The sequence below is a fragment of the Nocardia pseudovaccinii genome, from assembly GCF_050942345.1.
GTDB lineage: Bacteria > Actinomycetota > Actinomycetes > Mycobacteriales > Mycobacteriaceae > Nocardia > Nocardia pseudovaccinii.
Genome location: NZ_CP192074.1, coordinates 9,442,992 through 9,463,474 on the forward strand (window position 1 = coordinate 9,442,992; position 20,483 = coordinate 9,463,474).

Annotated in this window: 15 protein-coding genes and 1 pseudogene; 5 read left to right on the top strand and 11 right to left on the bottom strand. The window is 65.7% G+C overall.

Annotated features, from left to right (window positions below; translation table 11 throughout):
* The first annotated feature begins 38 nt into the window (after window positions 1-38).
* A complete protein-coding gene (locus ACQPZ2_RS42420; protein ID WP_433523462.1) occupies window positions 39-923 on the top strand; it encodes an NRDE family protein in 885 nt (294 codons plus the stop codon).
* A 53-nt stretch (window positions 924-976) separates the two neighbouring features.
* On the opposite strand, the gene ACQPZ2_RS42425 is transcribed toward ACQPZ2_RS42420, so the two are convergent.
* The gene (locus tag ACQPZ2_RS42425; RefSeq protein WP_433523463.1) at window positions 977-1,732 is read right to left on the bottom strand and encodes a hypothetical protein; all 756 of its coding nucleotides are present in this window, start codon (window positions 1,730-1,732) and stop codon (window positions 977-979) included.
* Window positions 1,733-2,197: 465 nt separating this feature from the next.
* Here ACQPZ2_RS42425 and ACQPZ2_RS42430 point away from each other — a divergent pair, with 465 nt between their 5' ends.
* A complete protein-coding gene (locus ACQPZ2_RS42430; RefSeq protein WP_433523464.1) occupies window positions 2,198-5,290 on the top strand; it encodes a (Fe-S)-binding protein in 3,093 nt (1,030 codons plus the stop codon).
* A 78-nt stretch (window positions 5,291-5,368) separates the two neighbouring features.
* Here ACQPZ2_RS42430 and ACQPZ2_RS42435 read toward each other — a convergent pair whose 3' ends face one another.
* The 6 genes from ACQPZ2_RS42435 to ACQPZ2_RS42460 all read right to left on the bottom strand — a co-directional run bounded on the left by ACQPZ2_RS42435 (window position 5,369) and on the right by ACQPZ2_RS42460 (window position 11,017).
* Window positions 5,369-6,193 (bottom strand): enoyl-CoA hydratase-related protein, encoded by an 825-nt coding sequence (locus ACQPZ2_RS42435; RefSeq protein WP_433523465.1) that lies wholly within the window; start codon window positions 6,191-6,193, stop codon window positions 5,369-5,371.
* Window positions 6,194-6,212: 19 nt separating this feature from the next.
* Window positions 6,213-6,791: a QsdR family transcriptional regulator gene (locus tag ACQPZ2_RS42440; protein WP_433523466.1), complete on the bottom strand. Its 579-nt coding sequence runs from the start codon at window positions 6,789-6,791 to the stop codon at window positions 6,213-6,215.
* Window positions 6,792-6,793: 2 nt separating this feature from the next.
* The gene (locus tag ACQPZ2_RS42445; RefSeq protein ID WP_433523467.1) at window positions 6,794-7,942 is read right to left on the bottom strand and encodes an acyl-CoA dehydrogenase family protein; all 1,149 of its coding nucleotides are present in this window, start codon (window positions 7,940-7,942) and stop codon (window positions 6,794-6,796) included.
* Complete coding sequence (locus ACQPZ2_RS42450; protein ID WP_433523468.1) at window positions 7,942-9,171, bottom strand: acyl-CoA dehydrogenase family protein; 1,230 nt, start codon at window positions 9,169-9,171, stop codon at window positions 7,942-7,944. Before ACQPZ2_RS42450 ends, ACQPZ2_RS42445 begins: the two co-directional genes overlap by 1 nt.
* Window positions 9,172-9,492: 321 nt before the next feature.
* Window positions 9,493-10,236 (bottom strand): DUF3558 family protein, encoded by a 744-nt coding sequence (locus ACQPZ2_RS42455; RefSeq protein WP_433523469.1) that lies wholly within the window; start codon window positions 10,234-10,236, stop codon window positions 9,493-9,495.
* 235 nt (window positions 10,237-10,471) lie between these two features.
* The gene (locus ACQPZ2_RS42460; protein ID WP_433523470.1) at window positions 10,472-11,017 is read right to left on the bottom strand and encodes a YdcF family protein; all 546 of its coding nucleotides are present in this window, start codon (window positions 11,015-11,017) and stop codon (window positions 10,472-10,474) included.
* A gap of 149 nt (window positions 11,018-11,166) precedes the next feature.
* On the opposite strand from ACQPZ2_RS42460, the gene ACQPZ2_RS42465 reads away from it, so the two are divergent.
* Window positions 11,167-12,489, top strand: a complete 1,323-nt coding sequence (locus ACQPZ2_RS42465; RefSeq protein WP_433523471.1) for a UDP-glucose dehydrogenase family protein — start codon at window positions 11,167-11,169, stop codon at window positions 12,487-12,489.
* A gap of 151 nt (window positions 12,490-12,640) precedes the next feature.
* Window positions 12,641-13,975, top strand: a complete 1,335-nt coding sequence (locus ACQPZ2_RS42470) for an Hsp70 family protein (RefSeq protein ID WP_433523472.1) — start codon at window positions 12,641-12,643, stop codon at window positions 13,973-13,975.
* Window positions 13,976-14,452: 477 nt separating this feature from the next.
* Here ACQPZ2_RS42470 and ACQPZ2_RS42475 read toward each other — a convergent pair.
* The 3 genes and pseudogenes from ACQPZ2_RS42475 to ACQPZ2_RS42485 all read right to left on the bottom strand — a co-directional run.
* Window positions 14,453-15,721: pseudogene (locus tag ACQPZ2_RS42475) on the bottom strand (YibE/F family protein); the annotation flags it as partial.
* Between the two features lie 407 nt (window positions 15,722-16,128).
* Complete coding sequence (locus tag ACQPZ2_RS42480; protein WP_433527678.1) at window positions 16,129-17,385, bottom strand: pyridoxal phosphate-dependent aminotransferase; 1,257 nt, start codon at window positions 17,383-17,385, stop codon at window positions 16,129-16,131.
* Between the two features lie 170 nt (window positions 17,386-17,555).
* On the bottom strand, window positions 17,556-18,887 hold the full coding sequence (locus tag ACQPZ2_RS42485) for a helix-turn-helix domain-containing protein (protein ID WP_433523473.1): 1,332 nt from the start codon (window positions 18,885-18,887) through the stop codon (window positions 17,556-17,558).
* Window positions 18,888-19,121: 234 nt separating this feature from the next.
* Between ACQPZ2_RS42485 and ACQPZ2_RS42490 the strand changes: the two genes are divergently transcribed.
* Entirely contained in the window at window positions 19,122-19,571 is a 450-nt protein-coding gene (locus ACQPZ2_RS42490) for a hypothetical protein (protein WP_063044860.1), read from the top strand.
* Window positions 19,572-19,854: 283 nt separating this feature from the next.
* On the opposite strand, the gene dcd is transcribed toward ACQPZ2_RS42490, so the two are convergent.
* Entirely contained in the window at window positions 19,855-20,427 is a 573-nt protein-coding gene (dcd, locus tag ACQPZ2_RS42495; protein WP_433523474.1) for a dCTP deaminase, read from the bottom strand.
* Window positions 20,428-20,483 lie beyond the last annotated feature (56 nt).

Here is a 20,483-nt window from a genome sequence, read left to right on the forward strand (position 1 = left end):
CCTGTGGGGCCCGGCGACCTTCCGGCATCCTGGAATGCATGTGTTTGGTGTTGATCGGTTGGCGGGTCCATCCGGAGTATCGGTTGATCGTCGCGGCCAACCGCGACGAGTTCTACTCCCGCCCGACCGAGTCGATGCGATGGTGGTCCGAGGTGCCCGGACTGCTGGCCGGGCGCGATCTCGGGGCGCTGCGCAAGGTCGCGGGCGATCCGCCGGGTACCTGGCTCGGGTTGACGCGGGAAGACAAGGGCCGCAATCGATTCGCCACCGTCACCAATGTGCGCAATCCGAAAGACGAACGCGGCGATGCCCGTTCGCGTGGCGCGCTGCTGATGGATTTCCTGCGCGGCATCGGCGATCGGCGTGAACTACTTGGCCCTGAGCAGTACGTGCTCGACGTAGCCGCCGCCCCCGACGACTACAACGGCTACAACATGCTGATCTCGGATCTCGAATCGCTGTGGTGGCACTCCAACCGCAGCGCACGACCGCCCCAGGAGCTGGCACCGGGCTTCCACGGCGTGTCCAACGGCATGTTCATCACCTCGGCCGCGCCGGGCCCGGGGACGGCATTCGAAGCGCCCCAATCCATTTGGCCCAAGGTAGGCGGCGGTCTCACCGACCTGCGCACGGTCATCGAATCGGATCCCGGCAATGTCGCGCGCTACTTCGAGGTGCTGGCCGATCGCACCGAGGCGCCCGATGAGCTGTTGCCGCACACCGGAGTCCCGCTGCGGCGCGAGCGCACGCTCTCGGCCAGATTCATCGCCAACGCACTGCACGGGACAAGGGCGAGCACGGTCCTGCTGGTGCGCGAGGACGGTTCGTTCGAGATGGCCGAGCGCTCCTTCGGACGCTTCGGACGGCACAGGGGCGAGGAAATCTTCAGCGGCAGTTTGGATTTGCGCGAGCACCAGGCCTGAAACGCAAACGGCCCGCTCCTGGTTGGAGCGGGCCGGTCGAGTTTCGATCGAGATCAGTTCGGCTGCTGGGCCGGCACCGGCTGCTGGGCCGACGCAGGCTGCTGGGCCGGCACCGACTTCTCGGCGAACTTGGTGGTGCCGGGTGCCGCTTGCAGGGTGTTGACCAGGTCGATGCCCGCGAGGGTCAGGATCGGACCGCCGACGGCGAGCGTGCCGAGGATGCCACCGATACCCGCGCCCGCGATCGCGGCCGGAATGCAGCCGACACCGAGCAGTGGCAGGCCGAGGATGCAGCCGATGACACCACCGGCGACGACACCGATGGCGGTGCCGACGAAGCCGCCCACCGCCGTGGCGATGCCGAACTGAGTGGAGAACTCGTTCATCGCCCGCTGGTCTTCATCCGGGGAGGCGATCGGCTTGGCGACGGCGTTGACCGTATTCACCTTTTGCTCGACCTTGACGCTCTGGTCCGGGGTCAGTTCGAGGACCTTGCCGTCGTCCTTCACAACCGGCTTGACGTCGACCGGGGTCTGGTCGACATTGACGTCGAGCGGTGCCGACATGACGGTGTTGCCGAGTTCGTCCTTGACCGTGTAGAGGTCAGGTTCCTTCAATTCCTCGTCGGACTTCGTCAGCTCGAAGGTCCCCCCCTTCAGCGTGGCGACGACCGTCTTGTCCACGAGCTTGACGGAGTAGCTGATCGGTTGAGCTGCCGCGGGGGCTGGCTCGGCGTGAGCAACTCCGAATCCGATGGTCATCGCGCCGATGACCATCGTGGCAGCCGCGGTGGTGCTGCGGAGATTCATTCAGTTTCCAATCCATCATCAGGTTGTCCGCGCGCCGCTTCCGTACACGCGAGAGCGCTCATCAATCCGAGGTGGTCGGACCCCGGATTCTCCCCGAGCAGTGTGAAAGACAGGCACATCAAACAGAACGTGGTGAGCGTAATCGAACCGACATGAAGATGCGAGATCGACTATTCCCACTGTGATCTCGGCGTGACATAAGCCTGTCCTTACCGCCGATCGGGCACCGAGCATTGTTTACGGTGGTTGTCGCCCCGAACCACACCCGGATCGCGCGATCTTCGTGAAATCCATCACAGGCGAAAAACAGGTCAAGCCCCAGGAAGAGGGGGCAGGAGCCAACCGCCGATCGTACGATAGACAGGTAAGTTACCGGTGGGTAACTTACCTGCAGTTAGGATACGAGCCAACCGGGTGGCGAGATCGCCGCCCACGCTCGTGTTGCCTCTAAAGAAAGGTCGCGACATGAATGCCCTGACATTGACGCTGGGCACGATTGGTGTGGCGTTCAGCCTGTTGGGTTGGGCATCATTCGTCGGTGGCGTCGGCAAAATGACCCGCGCGATCATGATCGGCCAGCCCGCGCCGGATCGTTGGCGACCCTTCTTCCCGCGCTTGAAGACGATGATCGTCGAATTCCTCGCCCACACCCGGATGAACAAGTTCCGCACGGTCGGCTGGGCGCACTGGCTGGTGATGATCGGCTTCCTCGGCGGTTTCATCCTGTACTTCGAGGCGTACGGGCAGACTTTCGATCCCGAATTCCACTGGCCGGTCATCGGCGGCTGGGGCATCTACCACCTGTGGGACGAACTGCTCGGCATCGGCACCGTGATCGGCATCCTGGTGCTGATCGCCATTCGCCAGCTCAACCACCCGCGGGTCCCCGCGCGACTGTCGCGATTCAGTGGTTCCCGGTTCGCCCCGGCCTACGTCATCGAGGCGATCGTGTTCCTCGAGGGCATCGGCATGGTCATGGTGAAGGCGGGCAAGATCGCCACCTACGGCCACTCCGAGGCCTGGACCGACTTCTTCACCATGCAGGTGGCCAAGCTGCTGCCGTCCAGCGTGGCCATGGTCGCCATATTCGCGTTCATCAAGATGGTTTCGGGCAGCACCTTCCTGCTGCTGGTCGGTCGCAATATCAACTGGGGTGTGGCCTGGCACCGGTTCGCGGCCTTCTTCAATATCTACTTCAAGCGTGAGGACGACGGCGGCGTCGCACTGGGCGCGGCGAAGCCGATGATGTCCAAGGGCAAGCCGGTCGATATGGAGACCGCCGACCCCGACGTCGACACCTTCGGCGCGGGCCGGGTCGAGGACTTCTCCTGGAAGGGCTGGCTGGACTTCACGACCTGCACCGAATGCGGTCGCTGCCAGTCGCAGTGCCCGGCCTGGAATACCGGTAAGCCGTTGTCGCCCAAGCTGCTGATCATGTCGCTGCGCGACCACGGTGTCGCCAAGGCGCCGTACCTGCTGGCCGGTGGCCGCAAGGATATGGGCGGCGACGAGATCGGCCTGGTCGACGGCGACGGCAAGCCCAACGAGGCGAAGCTGGCCAAGATCTCCGAACTGGCCAAGGCCGAGGCGGAGCGTCCGCTGGTCGGCGGCGAGGACGTCAACGGCATCATCGACCCCGAGGTGCTGTGGAGCTGCACCACCTGCGGTGCGTGCGTCGAGCAGTGCCCGGTCGATATCGAGCATGTCGATCACATCATCGATATGCGCCGCTACCAGGTGTTGATCGAGTCGGAGTTCCCCTCCGAGCTGGCCGGTTTGTTCAAGAACCTGGAGAACAAGGGCAACCCCTGGGGCCAGAACGCCAAGGACCGGCTGAACTGGATCAACGAACTCGACTTCCAGATCCCGGTCTTCGGCCAGGATGCGGACTCCTTCGACGGGTACGAGTACCTGTTCTGGGTCGGCTGTGCGGGTGCGTACGAGGATCGCGCCAAGCGCACCACCAAGGCCGTCGCGGAGCTGCTGGCCACCGCGGGCGTGAAGTTCATGGTGCTCGGCGCCGACGAGACCTGCACCGGTGACTCCGCGCGCCGGGCGGGTAACGAATTCCTGTTCCAGCAGCTCGCGCAGCAGAACATCGAACTGTTGAACTCGGTGTTCGAGGGTGTCGAGCAGTCACGCAAGAAGATCGTCGTCACCTGTGCGCACTGCTTCAACGCGCTGAACAACGAGTACCCGCAGGTCGGCGGCACCTACGAGGTGGTGCACCACACCCAGCTGCTGAACCGGCTGGTGCGCACCAAGCAGCTGATCCCGGTCGCCTCGGTATCGCAGAATGTCACCTACCACGACCCGTGCTACCTGGGCCGGCACAACAAGGTCTACAACGCACCGCGCGAGTTGATGGAGGCCTCCGGCTCCACCCTCGTCGAAATGCCGCGGCACGGCGAACGTTCCATGTGCTGTGGCGCCGGTGGCGCGCGGATGTGGATGGAAGAGCAGCTCGGTAAGCGGATCAATATCGATCGCGTCGACGAGGCGCTGTCCACATTGAACGGTGGCAACGAACCGTCCAAGATCGCGACCGGCTGCCCGTTCTGCCGCGTCATGCTCACCGACGGTGTCACCGCACGCAAGGACAGCGGCGAGGTCGGTCAGGGCGTCGAGGTCGTCGATGTCGCGCAGTTGATGCTCGACGCCATCGACCGGGTCGACCCGTCGAAGCTCACCGAGAACCTGACCGTAGTGCAGGAACCGAAGCAGGCCCCCGAGCCGGAACCGGTTGCCGCCGAACCCGAACCGGCACCCGCGGCCGAAGCGCCCGCCGAACCGAAGGCGGCTCCGGCCGGTGGCGGTCTGGCGATGAAGGGCGGCGGCAAGGCACCCGGTGGTCTGGGTATGAAGGGTGCGGCCAAGGCACCGGGTGGTGGTCTCGGTATGAAGGGCGCCGCGAAGGCACCCGGAGCCAAGGCGACCCCGGCTCCGGCCGAGGACACCGCGGCAGAGGCGTCGGCTCCGGCCGCACCCGTCAAGGGCCTCGCCATGAAGGGTCCCGCCAAGGCACCGGGCAAGGGCCTCGGTATGAAGGGCGGTGCAAAAGCGCCCGGCGCCAAGGCAACTCCCGACGCCGCCACCGAAGCAGCACCCGCCGCCGAGGCACCGGCGACACCGCCGGTCAAGGGTCTGGCAATGAAGGGTCCGGCGAAGGCACCGGGCAAGGGGCTGGCCATGAAGGGCGCGGCAAAGGCACCCGGAGCCAAGGCACCGGAAGCCTCGGCCCCCGCCCATGCGGCCCCGGTAGCGGAAACCCCCGCCACCGAACCGGTTTCGACCTCGACCGAAACCAAGCCGTCCATCCCCGCCAAGGGCCTGGCCATGAAGTCCGGCTTCAAACGCCCCGGCCCCAAGGCCCCCGGCACGGCCGCCCCGGCTCCCGCCGAACCGGCCTCCGCCACCCCGGAAGCCGCAACGGAACCCGCCGACGAACCGGCCCAGCCCGCGAACGGCAACGGCACCCCAGCCGTCGCACCCCCACCCGCCAAGCCCGGCGGCCTCGGCTTCAAATCCGGCGCCAAGGCCCCCGGCCGCAAGAACTGAGGGGTAAGCGGAAACCAGCGAGCGGCCCGGGTGCGCATTGCGCACCCGGGCCGCTCGCTTTTCGTTGACCGCCCGGTCCTACGCCAACCAATCGTCCAGGGACGGGAGTTCGGTGGCTACTTTTCCGGTGAAGGTGGGTGGGCGTTTTTGGAGGAAGGAGAGGATGCCTTCGCGGAGGTCGGGGCTGGAGAAGGCGTAGGAGATGAGGCGGGCGTCCAGGGTGAAGACGTCTTCGGGGGTTTTGTCGCCGGACATGGCTACCAGGCCGCGGCGGATGGCGGCGATGGAGACGGGGGCTACCTGGGTGGCCAGTTCCATGGCGAGGGCTCGAGCGGCGGGAAGCAGGTCTTCGGGAGCGTGCAGGCTGGTGACCAGACCGGCGGCCAATGCCTCGTCGGCGCCGAAGACGCGGCCGGTGATCATCCATTCCTTGGCCTTGGCCAAGCCGACAATGCGCGGCAGGAACCAGAGCGATCCGCCCTCGGGAAAGAGGCCGCGGCGCGCGAAAACGAAGCCGAAGCGGGAATCGGTTGCGGCCAGGCGGAAGTCGGCGGCGAGCGTCATGGACAGGCCGACACCGACGGCGGCACCTTGCATCGCGACGATGACGGGTTTGTCGAGATTCGTCATCGGCCGAACCACACGCGTGGACCATTCGACCCAGTCGGGCGCGGTGACATCCTCGTCGGAACCGCCCGCCGTGAGGTCCATCCCGACGCAGAAATCCGTTCCCGCCGCGGCGAATACGACAGCACGGACCGCATCGTCGTTATCGGCGGCGGTGAAAGCGGCCCCGAGTTCATCGGCCATTTCGGTGGTGAAACCGTTGCGCGCCTCGGGTCGATTCAGCGTGATGGTGGCGATCGCATCCGCGACGCGGTAAGTAATAGTGTTATAGGACAATTCGGCTCCTGACTACGGTTCAGCGCTTGCCGGATGCGGCGGAGACGAGCAGCTCGACCATGGCGGTCGCTTTTTCGGACTGCGGCGGGTCACCGGTGATGACATCGCTCCAGACGAAAGCTTCGCCGATACGCACGATCGCATAGGCGAGATCGCGGAGCTCGATACGCGGATCCAGATCGGGCAGCCCGGCCAAACGCTCTGCGGCCCAATCGATCATGCGGGCCTGTACAACGGTGTAACGCGAGGTCAGGACGCGCAGTCCGTACTCAGGATCCTCGGCGACGAAGCGTGACAGCGGTTCGAAGGTGCGCACGGTATCGGCGAGCTTGCCGAAATTGCGGACGAAACGTGCGGCCGGCGCACCGTAACCGCGCGCCTCGACCCGGGTGATCGCCTCCGCGATCACCCGCCACACCACCTCCCCGATCACCACTTCCCTACTGCCCCACCAGCGATAGAGCGTGGCGCGGCCGATGCCGAGTTCGCGCGCGAGCTGCTGCATATCGATGCGGCGGCCGTCGAGGAACCAGCGGTGCGCGAGGTCGATCACATCCGCACGCACCGGCTTCGATACGACCGCCGCCTCGTCGGACACGGCTAGGGCCTCGTCAGCGCCGCATATCGAGCGAGATGCTGATCGCTGGAACCGAATTCGTATTCGATCGCGGTCAGGCGCTTGAAGTAGTGGCCGATCGCGAGTTCCTCGGTCATGCCCATGGCACCGTGCAGCTGCACGGCGTTCTGGCCGATGTAGCGCGCGGCCCGGCCGATGGTGACCTTCGCGGCCGAGACCGCCCGCGCCCGGTCCGCCGGGGCCGCGCCCAACGAGTAGACGGCCAGATACACCGCGGCAATTGCCTGCTCGAGCTCGATGAACATATCGACCATGCGATGCTGGAGCACCTGGAAACTGCCGATCGGCTGACCGAACTGCTGCCGCTGTTTGGCGTATTCGACGGTGTCCGCCAATACCTTTCGCATGCAGCCGACGGCCTCGGACGCGATCGCGGCGATCGCCTCGTCCGCCGTCGCATCGATCGCGTCCCATGCCGCACCCTCGGCACCGAGCAGCGAATCGGCGGGCAATCGGAAGCCGGTGAAGGTGATATCGGAGCCGACCCGATCGTCGATCGTCCGATACGAATGCACCTCGACACCGGCGGGCAGATCAGCGGTATCGAATTCGGTGAGGAATAGCGAGATTCCGTCCTTGTCGCGCCGATCACCGGCGGTGCGCGCGGTAACGAGCAGATGCGTCGCCAGCGGCGCACTGGTCACGACCGTCTTGACGCCATCGAGCACCCACGCGTCACCATCGCGACGCGCGGTGGTCGATACGTCGTGCAGCGTCTGTCCCGAGCTCGGCTCCAGCGCCGCGAACGCTGTCCGCGCCGCACCGGAAACGATCTGGCGCAGTACCGAATCCGCACGCTCGCCACCGGCGCGATTCAGCAGACCGGCGCCGACCACCACGGTGTCGACATACGGCTCGACGACCAGCGCACGGCCGAGTTCCTCGGTGATGATCATGAACTCGACCGGACCACCGCCCATGCCATCGACCCGCTCGGGCAGGATTGCCCCGAGAATGCCCAGCTCCTCGGCGAATCCGCGCCACACACTCGGCTGCCAACCGGCATCGGATTTCGCCGCGCCCCGGCTTTTGTCCAGTTCGTAACGGGCGCCGAGGAATCCGGCCACCGCGTCGCGAAGCAGTTCCTGCTCATCGGTGAAGGTGAAGTCCATCAGAGCCCCAATGCTGCCTTGGCGAGAATGTTTCGCTGAATTTCGTTGCTGCCCGCGTAGATCGAGCCCGCCCGGTCGTTGAAGTAGCGCAGCGGTGCGACCGCCTGCCAGTCCGCGCCGCTGCGATATTCGTCGGCGGGCGGGGTGAATTCGGCGATCGGCCCGCCCGGCGCGGTGGCATGCGGCTGATAAACGCGGCCGCGCGGACCGGCCGCCTCCAGCGCCAATTCGGTGAGCCGCTGACTCAATTCGGTGGCCAGGATCTTGAGCATCGAGGACGCCGGACCCGGATTCTTGCCCTGCGCCATCGCCGAAAGCGTGCGGTACTCCAGGATTTCGAGCACCTCGGTGCGAATTCGAGCCTCCGCCAACTTCGCCGCGAATGCCGCGTCATCGATCAGCGGATTGCCGTCGGGTCCGGTCTGCTCGGCCGCCGCGGTGGCCACATCTTGGGCCATGACCTGCAGCATCGGCGCAGCCGCACCGCCGCGCTCGTGCACGAGCAGATATTTCGCGACGGTCCAGCCGTCATCGATCCGACCCAGCACATTGGCCTTCGGCACCCGGACGTGATCGAAGAAGACCTGGTTCTGCACCTGTTCGCCGGAGGTCATCACCAGCGGGCGGATCTCGATGCCCGGTGTGGTCATATCGATCAGCAGGAAGGTGATGCCCTGCTGCTTCTTCCCCTCGCGCGAGGTCCGGACCAGGCAGAAGATCCAATTCGCCTCGGTGGCATGAGTGGTCCAGATCTTGCTGCCGGTGCAGACGAAATCGGCGCCGTCGTCGACGGCGGCCATGGTCAGCGAGGCCAGGTCCGAACCGGCTTCCGGTTCCGAATAGCCCTGGCAGAAGAAGACTTCCCCGGTCAGGATGCGCGGTAGATAGAAGGCCTTCTGCTCCGGCGTACCGAATGCGACGATCGCGGGCGCGACCATCCGGATGCCCATCGGCGAGAGCGACGGCGCACCGGCCAGCATCGACTCGCGATTGAAAATGTAGTGCTGGGTGAGGCTCCAATCGCAGCCACCGTGCTCCACCGGCCAGGCCGGTGCGGCCCAGCCACGCTCGTGCAGGATGTGCTGCCATTGCATGCTCGCCTCGTGGTCCGGGTACACGCTCGTCGCCAAGCGCCCGGCCCGCCGCAGCTCCGGCGTCAGCTTCTCGCCGAGAAATGCGCGAACCTCGTCGCGAAAGTCCAGATCGGCCGCTGACCAGTCGTAATCCATCTGCCCTCCCGGAGGGATCTGCGTCATTGCATCGGGTCGCTCTGCGGCCCCACGAGACACAATGTACATCTGTCTCACGCCGGAAATCAAACTGATGTCATCCGCCTGCACTTTCGGGCGCTAGCAGTCTTCGAGGGCCGCATCGGGCACGCGAGCCCGCGCGCCGACCGAGGCCGGGGTCGGCACGGCCCCAGCATGTAGCCGGAACAGCGTTGGGACCGGGAAGCTCTCACCATCCCGGTCCCAACATTTCAGTGTCCACCCGATGATGCGGGCGCGTCATCGAATTCGGCTGCCTCACCCTCCCGCACGGGGAGTCGCTCAGGGCAGATACCCGATCAGAGCACCGCTGAGACGCCGCGCCGCGGCACACGGTTCTTCGGGCGCGTCGGGCTGTATATTCCGCGTGACGAACGCGACTTGGCCCCACGGCACCGGAATGCCGACGTAGCACCCGATTTTGTTCGTGTCCTGAGCCGCACGATATTGGTAGGCCGCTCGACCGCCGACCGAGAGCGGACTGAAATCCACATAGCTCCCGCTCTGCTCGAATTCCTCCACCGTCTGCCGGGTCGACGTGACCGTCAATTCGGATTTGCCCGTGAGGGACTGCCAACGGCAGCTCTTGTCGCTCACGCCCCCGGATCCGCTGAGCGCCGATTTGCGGTCGGAGCGGAATCCCTGCTCGGTGATATCTGCGGCGGATATATCGCAGGGGTCCCAGAGCGCACCGGGCGCGGGCTGCCGATCGGTGGTGCCGCACAGAGTCGCACCGCAGGTATCGGTGCCGCCTGAGGCGCCGGGCTGCGCACCGACCGTCTGCCCTGTGCCTGCTCCACCCCCACTGCCCGGACTTCCTTCAGCCTCGCCGCGATTGCCCGCTGCCGCAGTGGCGGTCGGGGGCGGCGTCTTCGAGGCACTGCTCGAGGTGGCCGTCGCGGCGCCGGAGCGTGTCGTGTCGGAATTCTGGTGGTCAGCCGTGCACGCGGTGACGATCAGTGCCGGTGCCACGATGCTCAGCACCAGTCCTGTACCGGCGCGCCATCGGCGCCCCTTGCCTGGCATCCGCATAATCTGCACGGTCTCCCCTGTTGCTCCTGCCGCCATGCCTGAAATGGGCAGACGCGCAATGGGCCTGGTCAATTCGGACGGTTGTCGGGTCCCCGTGGACAGGATTACGAACACCCATGTTCACAGTCGCGAAGTACCCATGGGTCGTTACAGGGACTGGCGCGGGCTGATTCGATGGGTTCCGCTGCGGGAGAGGAGGGTTGGTGGTTGGCGTACCGGTGGCCAGAAGCTAGCAGTCTTCGAAGAATGCCTTGACGTATCCGGTGGACTGGTAGACGTAGTCGTAGGCCCACCTGGGGACCGAAAGGCGCGGCTGCGGATCCACCATCAGCACCTCACCGTCCCAGCATTTCCCGAGGATGTAGCGGGCCCGCGAGATATGCGGCGTGAAGGTGATGACGATGACTCGACGCCACCCTTCCGCCGCGGCGAGTCCAGCGAGTTCACGACCTTCACCACGCGTGGTGCGCGGCGACGGATCGAAGCAGGTGACCTGAAAGCTGTAGCGGCTGTGGCAGATTCGGTTCATCAGCGCACTGTTCTCATACGGGTCCGAGAACAGCACCCGGGGCGCGTACCCCGCACTGGCCAGCCGCAACCCCAGCTTCTCGCGCCCATCGTGCGCGCCGCCGAGCACCAGGATCGCATCGGCCTTCGCGGGCACATCCACCTGCGGCCGGACGTAAACCGGCCACAGACCTGCGATCAGCAGCACCACCGCAACGCCGGGCACCACCCAGGCGCTGCGGGCCCGGATGCTGCGCTGGCGTCGCACGAGATCGATCGTAACCGGGCCGTCATCGAATGAGTTTACGCAGGCCAGAAGGCTACCCGTCATTCATGTCGCCACATGTACATCTGCTGTTGCCGAGACCCTTGCCTCGCTGACGTGGGGTGGCCATCGACGGGACCTATCAATCGATCATGCGATGCACAGTCTTCGGAACCGGGTACCTCGGGGCCACGCACGCGGCGTGCATGGCCGAGCTCGGACACGATGTGATCGGCGTGGATATCGATCCGGGCAAGGTCGCGAAGCTGTCCGATGGTGTGGTGCCGTTCTACGAACCCGGGCTGGAGGAGGTGCTGCGCCGGAACCTGGACGCCGGTCGGCTGCGCTTCACCACCTCGTACGCCGAGGCCGCCGACCATGCCCAGGTGCATTTCCTCGGGGTCGGGACACCGCAGAAAAAGGGCGAGTACGCCGCGGACCTGAAATATGTGCACGCCGTGGTCGATACGCTCGCACCGCTGCTGGAGCGGCCGTCGGTGATCGTCGGGAAGTCGACGGTGCCCGTGGGAACCGCCGCCGCATTGGGTACGCGGGCCCGCGCGCTGACCGACGCCGCGGTCGAGGTGGCGTGGAATCCGGAGTTCCTGCGTGAGGGTTTCGCGGTGAAGGACACCCTGCGTCCCGATCGACTGGTACTCGGCGTGGATCGCGAACGCGAAAGCGCCGCCTGGGTCGAGGAATTGGTGCGCGAGATCTACGCGGACCTGATCGGGGCCGAGGTGCCGTTCCTGCTGACCGACCTGGCCACCGCCGAATTGGTCAAGGTCTCCGCGAATGCCTTTCTCGCGACCAAGATTTCCTTCATCAACGCCGTCTCCGAGGTCTGCGAGGCGACCGGCGCCGATGTGACCATGCTGGCCGACGCACTCGGCTACGACGCGCGCATCGGCCGCCGATTCCTCAATGCCGGACTGGGTTTCGGCGGCGGTTGCCTACCCAAGGACATTCGCGCGTTCATGGCGCGCTCCGGCGAACTCGGCGCCGATCACGCGGTGGCCTTCCTGCGCGAGGTCGACAACATCAATATGCGCCGCCGCACCAAGATGGTCGATATGGCCGCGCGGGCCTGCGGCGGATCGCTGCTCGGCGCCAATGTGGCGGTGTTGGGTGCGGCCTTCAAACCCGAATCCGACGATGTGCGTGACTCACCCGCACTCAATGTCGCGGGGATGATCCAGCTGCACGGCGCAGTGGTGACGGTGTACGACCCGAAGGCCGCGGAGAATTCGCGACGGGTCTTCCCCACATTGAACTACGCGACCTCGGTCACCGAGGCCTGCGATCGCGCCGATGTGGTGCTGGTGCTGACCGAGTGGGACGAATTCGTCGCATTGCGTCCGCAAGACCTCGATCCGGTGGTTCGCAAACGGTCGATCATCGACGGTCGCAACTGTCTCAATCGAGCCACCTGGAGAGACGCCGGATGGGTGTACGCCGGACTCGGCACACCGTAGAGTTGCCTGCGACGCGGGGGCGACGCCGGGACGATCAGATCCTGCCTTCGGGTCTGTCGGACGTCGGCGGTAGGGTCCCGAGAGCGGGCCGATCCCCCGGCGGGCGGCGCAGGCTCGCATGTCGTGATGTGTGAAACGGGATGGGCAGCTGATGAGTTCGGTTCTGGGAGTTTCGGTGGGGGCCGGCGCAGTCCGTATGGCGCGACCACACACCGCGAGCCCCCACGGCCCCATCGCTCCGCATTCCTTCGATCTGCAGACCATTCCGGTCGTCGAGCATCAAGTGGAGGAGCTGGCCGCCGAGGCGATCGGCGTGACGCTGGAATCCATGCCAGGTATCGCGGCCACCGCGATCGCCTACCGCAGTGAGCAGCATGCCAAGGCGCTGCGCGCCGCCATGGCGCGGCAGCAGCTCACCAATTACGAACTGGTGCCCGAAATTGTCGCGGCGGTCGAATTCGCGCAGGCCACCGGGGATATCCGCGGCATCTCCTCACTCGTCGTCTACGACCTCGGCAGCTCCGGACTGACGGTCAGCGTCGTCGACACCCAGACCCGTGAGATCCGCCACAGCGAGCGCACCAGCGATATCAGCGGCGACTACCTGGATTCGCTGATCCGCGAACAGCAGATCGCCTCGGGCCGGATCGCGCATCCGCCGGATTCGGCGGGGCTGGCCGCCCTGGACGCACTGTGCCGCGAGGCCAAAGAGCAACTGTCCTCGAATACCGCCGTGGCGCTGCCCAGCGAACAAGGGCTGGTGCTGCTGGCCCAGGAGAATTTCGAAGCCCTCATCATGCTGGCGATCGAATCGTCGGCGCGGATGGCGCGCGATGTCATCGTGCGCTCGGATCGTCCGGTGCACGGTGTGCTCGCGATCGGCGGTTGCGCGCGAATTCCGCTGATCGCCAAGGTCCTCGAACGCTGGATGGGTGTGCCGGTCATCGTGCCCGACAGCCCGGAAACGGTGGTCACCCGGGGTGCCGCACTGATGGCGCGTCCGGTGCGCACGGTCGTCCAGACCCCGCAGCAGCACGCGCCCGTCGCGGATTCGCTGCTCGATGACGATGAGCTCTCACCCGCCTGGCTATCCGCACCGCCCAAACGGCGCCGCGGCAAGCGGGAAATCAATGGTGCGGTGCTTACCGTCAGCGCACTGGCTGTCGTCGCGGCAATCGGACTCGGACTCGGTTACGGCCCACAGGTTCTCACGCGCGATTCGCAGAGCAGTGACCACCCGACCTCGGTCTCGCCGACCAACCCGCCGCGCACCACCACCCTGGACCCGCAGATCGCCGTCGCACCGGCCAGCACCACCGAGTCCGCCGAGTCGGTGGCCGCACCGCCCCCGTACCGTGCGACGACCACGGAGCCGCCCTCGCCCACGCCCGGCCCGAACACCATTGTCGTGCCAGGACTTCCGCCGATCGTGGTGCCCACGATTCCGCCCGTGATCCTCCCCTTCCCGCCACCCGCGCAGCGCTGAACCGGTGACCTGCACTCCCCAGCCGAGCAGGTAATGCGGCAGTACGTCTCGTATTGCACGCTCTTTGTGGCGAGTGCCCACCCGGTAGCTGGGTGCGCACTTGCCTTGCGAGGGTGTAGGGCGGTGGATAGTTGGGCTGAACCCTGCGGCAGTTGCCGAGGGGCCGGGACCTTCGTCGCCCCACGCGCTCTCGGATCCGGGCGGCGGTTACCGAGAGGCAGGGCCGTCGTCGTCCCAGGATCCGCGCGGATCCGGGCGGCGGTAGCCGTGCGGGTCGGTGTCGTAGTCGGGTTCGTAGTCCCGTGAGTCGGCGCTGCGGTAGCCCCGACTGCGTTCGTATGCCCGGGTATTCGAGGGTTGGTCGTTCCAGGCAGCCGAGCCCGGCTCGTCGTCCCGGGTCGGGGTCGAGGTCCGCTGGCGGCTGGGAGCGGCGGCGGAGCGGGACGGCGAGCGACGGGAAGGTGCGGACGCCTCGGACTTCGCATGCCGCGAGTGCCGCGCGGGAACCGCGGGTTCGGGCTTGTGACCGAAGGGCCGGGCGAGCATGACGGCGATGGCGGTGGTCAACGGGACCGAAAGGGCCAGCGCGATACCGCCGACGGAGGAGCGGGCGATTTCGATGGCGACCGCATCGCCGGTCAGGACGTCGCGGATGGAGCGGCCCGCGACACTGAACAGCAGCAGCAACGGAAGCGCGCCACCGGCATAGGCCAGCACCAGGGTGTAGACCGTGCTGGCGATATGGTCCCGGCCGACGCGCATGGCCGCGGCGAAAACCTCGCGGCGCGAAGCGGATTCATCGAGGGCGGCGAGTTCGAAGGCGGCCGAGGCCTGGGTGATGGTCACATCGTTGAGCACACCGAGTGAACCGATGATGAAGCCAGCCAGCAGCAGACCGGTAATGCTGACGTGCTCGATGTAGGTGGCGACGTTGGTGTTCTGTTCCTCGGATAGGCCGGTCAGATGGGTGACCTCGATGGCGATCCAGGACAGCACCGCCGCGACGATCATCGATGTCAGCGTGCCGAGCAGCGCCGAACTGGTGCGCAGATTCACACCGTGCGCCAGATACAGCACGGCATACAGGATCATCGCACCCGCGACCAGCGCGACCGGAATAGCGGGCTTACCGTCCAACAGGGCGGGCAGCATGAACAGCACGAGCACCGCGAAGGCGAAGACCAGCCCGAGCAACGCCCGCAACCCGCGCCAGCGCGCCACCACGATGACCACGACCACGAAGGCCAGCACGATCAGGGTCAGCGGCAGCCCGCGCGAGTAGTCCTCGAACGAGTACAGCGGCATTCCGCTCGGATCGGTCTGTCGCACGATCCGGATGTGGTCACCGGCATGCAGATCGGGTTGTCCTGGGCCGGGCGCGATTTCGAACAGGGTGCGATTGCCCTTGTGCGGACCGGAATCGATGCTGATCAGGCTGCGCTGACAGGTGTAGCCCGCAGCGCGCGGCTGCTCGGGCTTATCGATGAACACCTTGCCGATCGAACTGCTCCCGCACGCGCCGACGTCCTGCATCACCACGGTTCCGGCTTCGGTCTGCACCGCGCCACCGCCCGCGTTCTGCATCGGCAGCGGGATGTCGATGTGCTGACTGCTCGGCCACAGCACGATCGCGGCGATCACGACCACGACACCGATCGCGGCGAGCAACCCGACGACCACACGGGCCGCGGTCGCGCCGATCGCGATGGGGCCGGAATGGTCGTGGTGATGGTGATGATCACTCATGGCTCACCGGACTCCTACCTTTTCGTCTGTAGTCCAGGGTGCGAGCTTAAAGGATTTCATTTTCAAGATCGGATTCACGGACCGGCAGCGACCGACGAAGAGTCATGAAAGGTTCCGAATGGAAAATCGGGAGGGGGCGGCGGAGAGCAGGGGGATGTCTCCGCCGCCCGCAGGTTGGCGCCCAGGGGGGTAGGCAGCCTAACCCGAGGTCAGGTTGTCCAGGGGGGGTAGACAACTTGACCGGGCACTCGAAGTGCCAAGAGACACTGTACACAAAAAGTCTCGTTTAGCGCTAGCTAGTAACCAAAACTCGCAACTATCCGTACACCGGGTATGTTTTGCCCCCGGAAGCGGGGCGATTCGGTAGCCCAGCGCACGCTGACAAGGGGGTTCGGACCGCCCAGTTCCTACTGCCGGTAACTCGACAGGAAGTTCCCGAAGCGCTCGATCGCCACCGCGAGATCTCGTGCCCACGGCAGCGTGACGATCCGCAGATGATCATGATTCGGCCAATTGAACCCGGTGCCCTGCACCATCAAGATCTTCTCCTGCAGCAGCAGATCCAGGATCAGCTTCGAATCATCGTGGATTTCATAGACGTTCGGATCCAACTTCGGGAACGCGTAGAGCGCACCCTTCGGCTTCACACAGGAAACGCCCGGGATCATATTCAGCCGCTCCCACGCGACATCGCGCTGCTCGAGCAGTCGGCCGCCGGGCAGGATCAGATCCTCGATGCTCTGATGTCCGCCGAGTGCCACCTGAATCGCGTGCTGCGCAGGCACATTCGGGCAAAGCCTGGTCGAGGCGAGCAGATCGATGCCCTCGAGGAAACCAGCCGCATGCTCCTTGGGTCCGGTGATCGCCAACCAGCCGGAGCGGTAGCCCGCGACCCGGTAGGCCTTGGAGAGTCCGTTGAAGGTCAGGCAGAGCAGATCGGGCGCGAGCGTCGCCAGCGAAATGTGCTTGGCGTCGTCGTAGAGGATCTTGTCGTAGATCTCGTCGGCGAGCAGCAGCAGCTGATGCTTGCGCGCGAGGTCGACCAGCTGCTGCAGCACCTCGGTGGAGTACACCGCACCGGTCGGGTTGTTCGGATTGATGACCAGCAGCGCCTTGGTCTTATCGGTGATCTTGGCTTCGATATCGGCGATATCGGGCTGCCAGCCGTTGGATTCGTCACACAGGTAGTGCACCGGAGTGCCGCCGGCCAGGCTGGTCATGGCGGTCCACAGCGGATAGTCGGGCGCCGGGATCAGCACCTCGTCACCGTTGTCGAGCAGCGCCTGCATGGTGATGGTGATCAGCTCGGAGACGCCGTTGCCCAGGTAGACGTCGTCGACATCGAGTTCGGGAAAGCCGGGGACCAGCTCATAGCGGGTCACGATGGCGCGCCGGGCCGACAGGATGCCCTTTGATTCCGAGTAGCCCTGGGCATACGGCAGCGCGGCGATGATGTCGCGCATGATCACATCGGGCGCCTCGAACCCGAACGGCGCGGGATTGCCGATATTCAGCTTGAGGATGCGATGCCCCTCCGCCTCCAGCCGTGCCGCATGTGCGCCCACCGGTCCACGAATTTCGTAGAGGACGTTCTGCAGCTTCGTGGATTGCTCCAGCACGCGCGGCGGGTGATGCGGTAAATGGCTAGGACTCACGCTGCCTATGGTGCCATCCCGAGCAACTGGTTAATCCACGTCACTGTGTCTAATGGCAGCGCCTTCGCGCTGCGTGTTCGCGGCCCCGGTGTCTCGAACGGTCGCTCGTAAGACTCGCTCGGTTGTGGTGATGTGAATACGACGCGTCGCCCGCCAGCGCTCTCTAGGCTTCGAGTCGCTCAACTGCCCGGCGGGATGCCTTTGGCCGCAGTGGTTCCGCAGAACTCTTCGATTTTCTCGTCGAGGAACCGCGCCTCGACGGCGTCGCGGAACTCCGGTCCGGCGATCCGCCGCCGCAGCCCGACGAGCCGTTCCTCCAGTTGGGCGATGCGCTTGTCCTCGGCCAGGCCGAGCACCGGAACCAGCGCGGCGGCCGCGCCGTCCAGACTGCCGTTGATCAGATGCGCCGCGGCGCTGTCGACCCGGGCCATCGCCTCGGTGCCGTAGGAACGCCGCTCGGACGGACCGTTCGCATACAACTCGATAGCCTGTTGCGTCGCGGCCAACGCGGGTTCGGCCTGACCGAGATGGATATAGGTCGCGCCAGCGTAGTAATGGGCCTTGGCCTCGTTGAAGCCGAAGACGCCGCCGACCTCGTCGTGCAGCGAGTCGGTATCGGACACCTCGCGGGCATCGTCGGCGGCCCGGATACAGCGATCGGCATCGGCGTCACTGCCCAATCGAGACCAGATTCTGGCCTCGATATTCAATAGTCGAACCTTGGCCGTGGCCGATTCGGCGAAATCCTGCCCGCTCTGTGCCAGCAGCACCCCCCGACGCGGTCGATCGGACCAGTATTCGATCAGCGCGTGCATGCCGCGGGTCCAGGCGCGCAACCCGTTGTGACCACACAATTCCGAATAGGCCCAGGCCGCTCTGATCTGCTCGCCCGCGGCATCGAGATAGCCGAGGTCGGTGCTCGCATTGGCGAGCAGTCCCGACAGCGTGCCTGCCAGCAGATACAGATGGCTGGTATCGGCAGGGCGCTGATGCCCCTCCAGCAGCCGGTACACCCGGCGGCGCACTCGCAGCATCTCCACCATCATCGGTACCGGCGGGATGTGCACATATTCGTTCGCGATGCGCGTGACATCGGCATCGAGCTGCTCCAAGGTGGTGGCACCCACATTGGTGCTCTCGGCCTGGCCGGCATGCTCGCTCGCCTCATGGGCAGCCGCCATGATCAGATCCCTCTCCGAAATCGCCGCTAACGCATCACCTCTCATCGCACCGGCGTCTATGAGAGCCAAAAGATCCGCGTCACTCGAATAATTGGGGCGAGCCGACGCATCGGCCCGCCTGTCGAATCCGGGCGCGGCCGGTCGATCGAATACAGGTTGATCGATCATGGCCGCGAACCGCGCCCGCACAACATCGTCGGACCTGGCCAGGGATGTATCGAGGGCGGCTTGATTCACCGGACGTGGATGGACCCGGGCGCCGCCGGCCTCCCACTTCGATACGAGCCGCTCGTGCACACCCAGATGCGCCGCGAACTCCCGGATACTCATCCGCCTGGCATCGCGAAGGGCACGGGCCTCTTTACCTGACCACTGCCGGACCACGACGTCATCCCTTCCGAACGAACTCCTTCCCAGGGTACGAGCGCTTTGTGAGTGCGGCCACAGGCAAAAGCCGTCCGCTATCAGAGGCAGCGGAATGGCAGTAGAAGGCGAGCGGGTGGGCAATTCCCGAATCGCCGTCCGGCACAGGACCCTTGGACACGAGGAGGCAAGGAGTTGGCCGTGAACGTGGAGAAACTCAGAACAGTCGACGATTGGGTGGCCTATTACCGGCACGAGTTCGGATTACCGGTCACCGAACGCGGCGGGTTCGTGATGCTGCCCATCACCGGCCGGGTCTGCGTTGTCCATCTGCCGACGATTCGGGCCGAAAAGGTCAGGGCCGCACTGGAACAGCACGGGACGAGGGGCCCGATGCTGGCCAGGCAGATTCGCTGGAGCTTCCTCGCCGAGCCGGACAGTCGGCCGGGCGCGCAGGTATTGGAGGTGCTGAACCGTCTCGATATAGGCATACCGGCCATCGGCAGTGCCGTGATGTTGCCGACCGGGCTCGGTCGGTGGACCCGGGAAGGGTGCTTCTGGGTCAACCCACCGAGTCGCGGCGACACGCTCCCACCGTTATCCGTCGTCATCACGACGGCACTCGCGGTGGGGGCGGGTGGCGGGGACTGAATGCGTCGTCGGTCCCCGCCGCCGGGCCTACCGAGTCCGCCCCTCTACTGGCAGTCGACAGGGGCGGGCTCGGTCGGGTGTTTTTCGGGCCGGATCCGCGCGATCCGACGTGGGCGAAGAGGCAGCGAAAGGGCAGTGGGGTTGCGCCCTGGCGCCGAAACCCGTACGCATCGGCAAGATTCGAGCGAGACGAGGAAGCTCGTTCGGATCGACGCCGATGCGTACGGGTCGCTGCCGCTGGTCGCGACTATTTCCGGCCCGCCGAAACCCGCACTGTCACAGACTAAGTGGGCAGCGGGAAGTTCAGATACGACCGGGAAGGGGTCGGTCCGCGCTGGCCCTGGTATTTGGAGCCCGCGCTGGTGCTGCCGTAGGGGTGCTCGGCGGGGCTGGTCAGGCGCAACAGGCACAGCTGACCGATCTTCATACCCGGCCACAGGGTGATCGGCAGATTCGCCACATTCGACAGTTCCAGTGTGATGTGGCCGCTGAAGCCCGGATCGATGAAGCCCGCCGTCGAGTGCGTCAGCAGGCCGAGCCGTCCGAGACTGGACTTGCCTTCCAGCCGACCGGCCAGATCGTCCGGCAACGTGCACACCTCGAGCGTGGAGCCGAGCACGAATTCGCCGGGATGCAGCACGAACGGCTCACCCGCGTCGGGCTCGACAAGGCTGGTCAGCTCATCCTGACGTTGTGCCGGATCGATATGGGTGTACCGCGTGTTGTCGAATACCCGGAACAGCCCATCCAGCCGCACATCGATACTCGACGGCTGGATCAGGTTTTCCAGGAGCGGCTCGACGCCGAGACGCCCAGCGGCGATCTCCGCACGGATGTCACGATCGGAAAGCAGCACGCCGACGAGCGTAGCGCCTGCTCGATACCGCTGCTCAGCCGCCGCACGGTGACGAG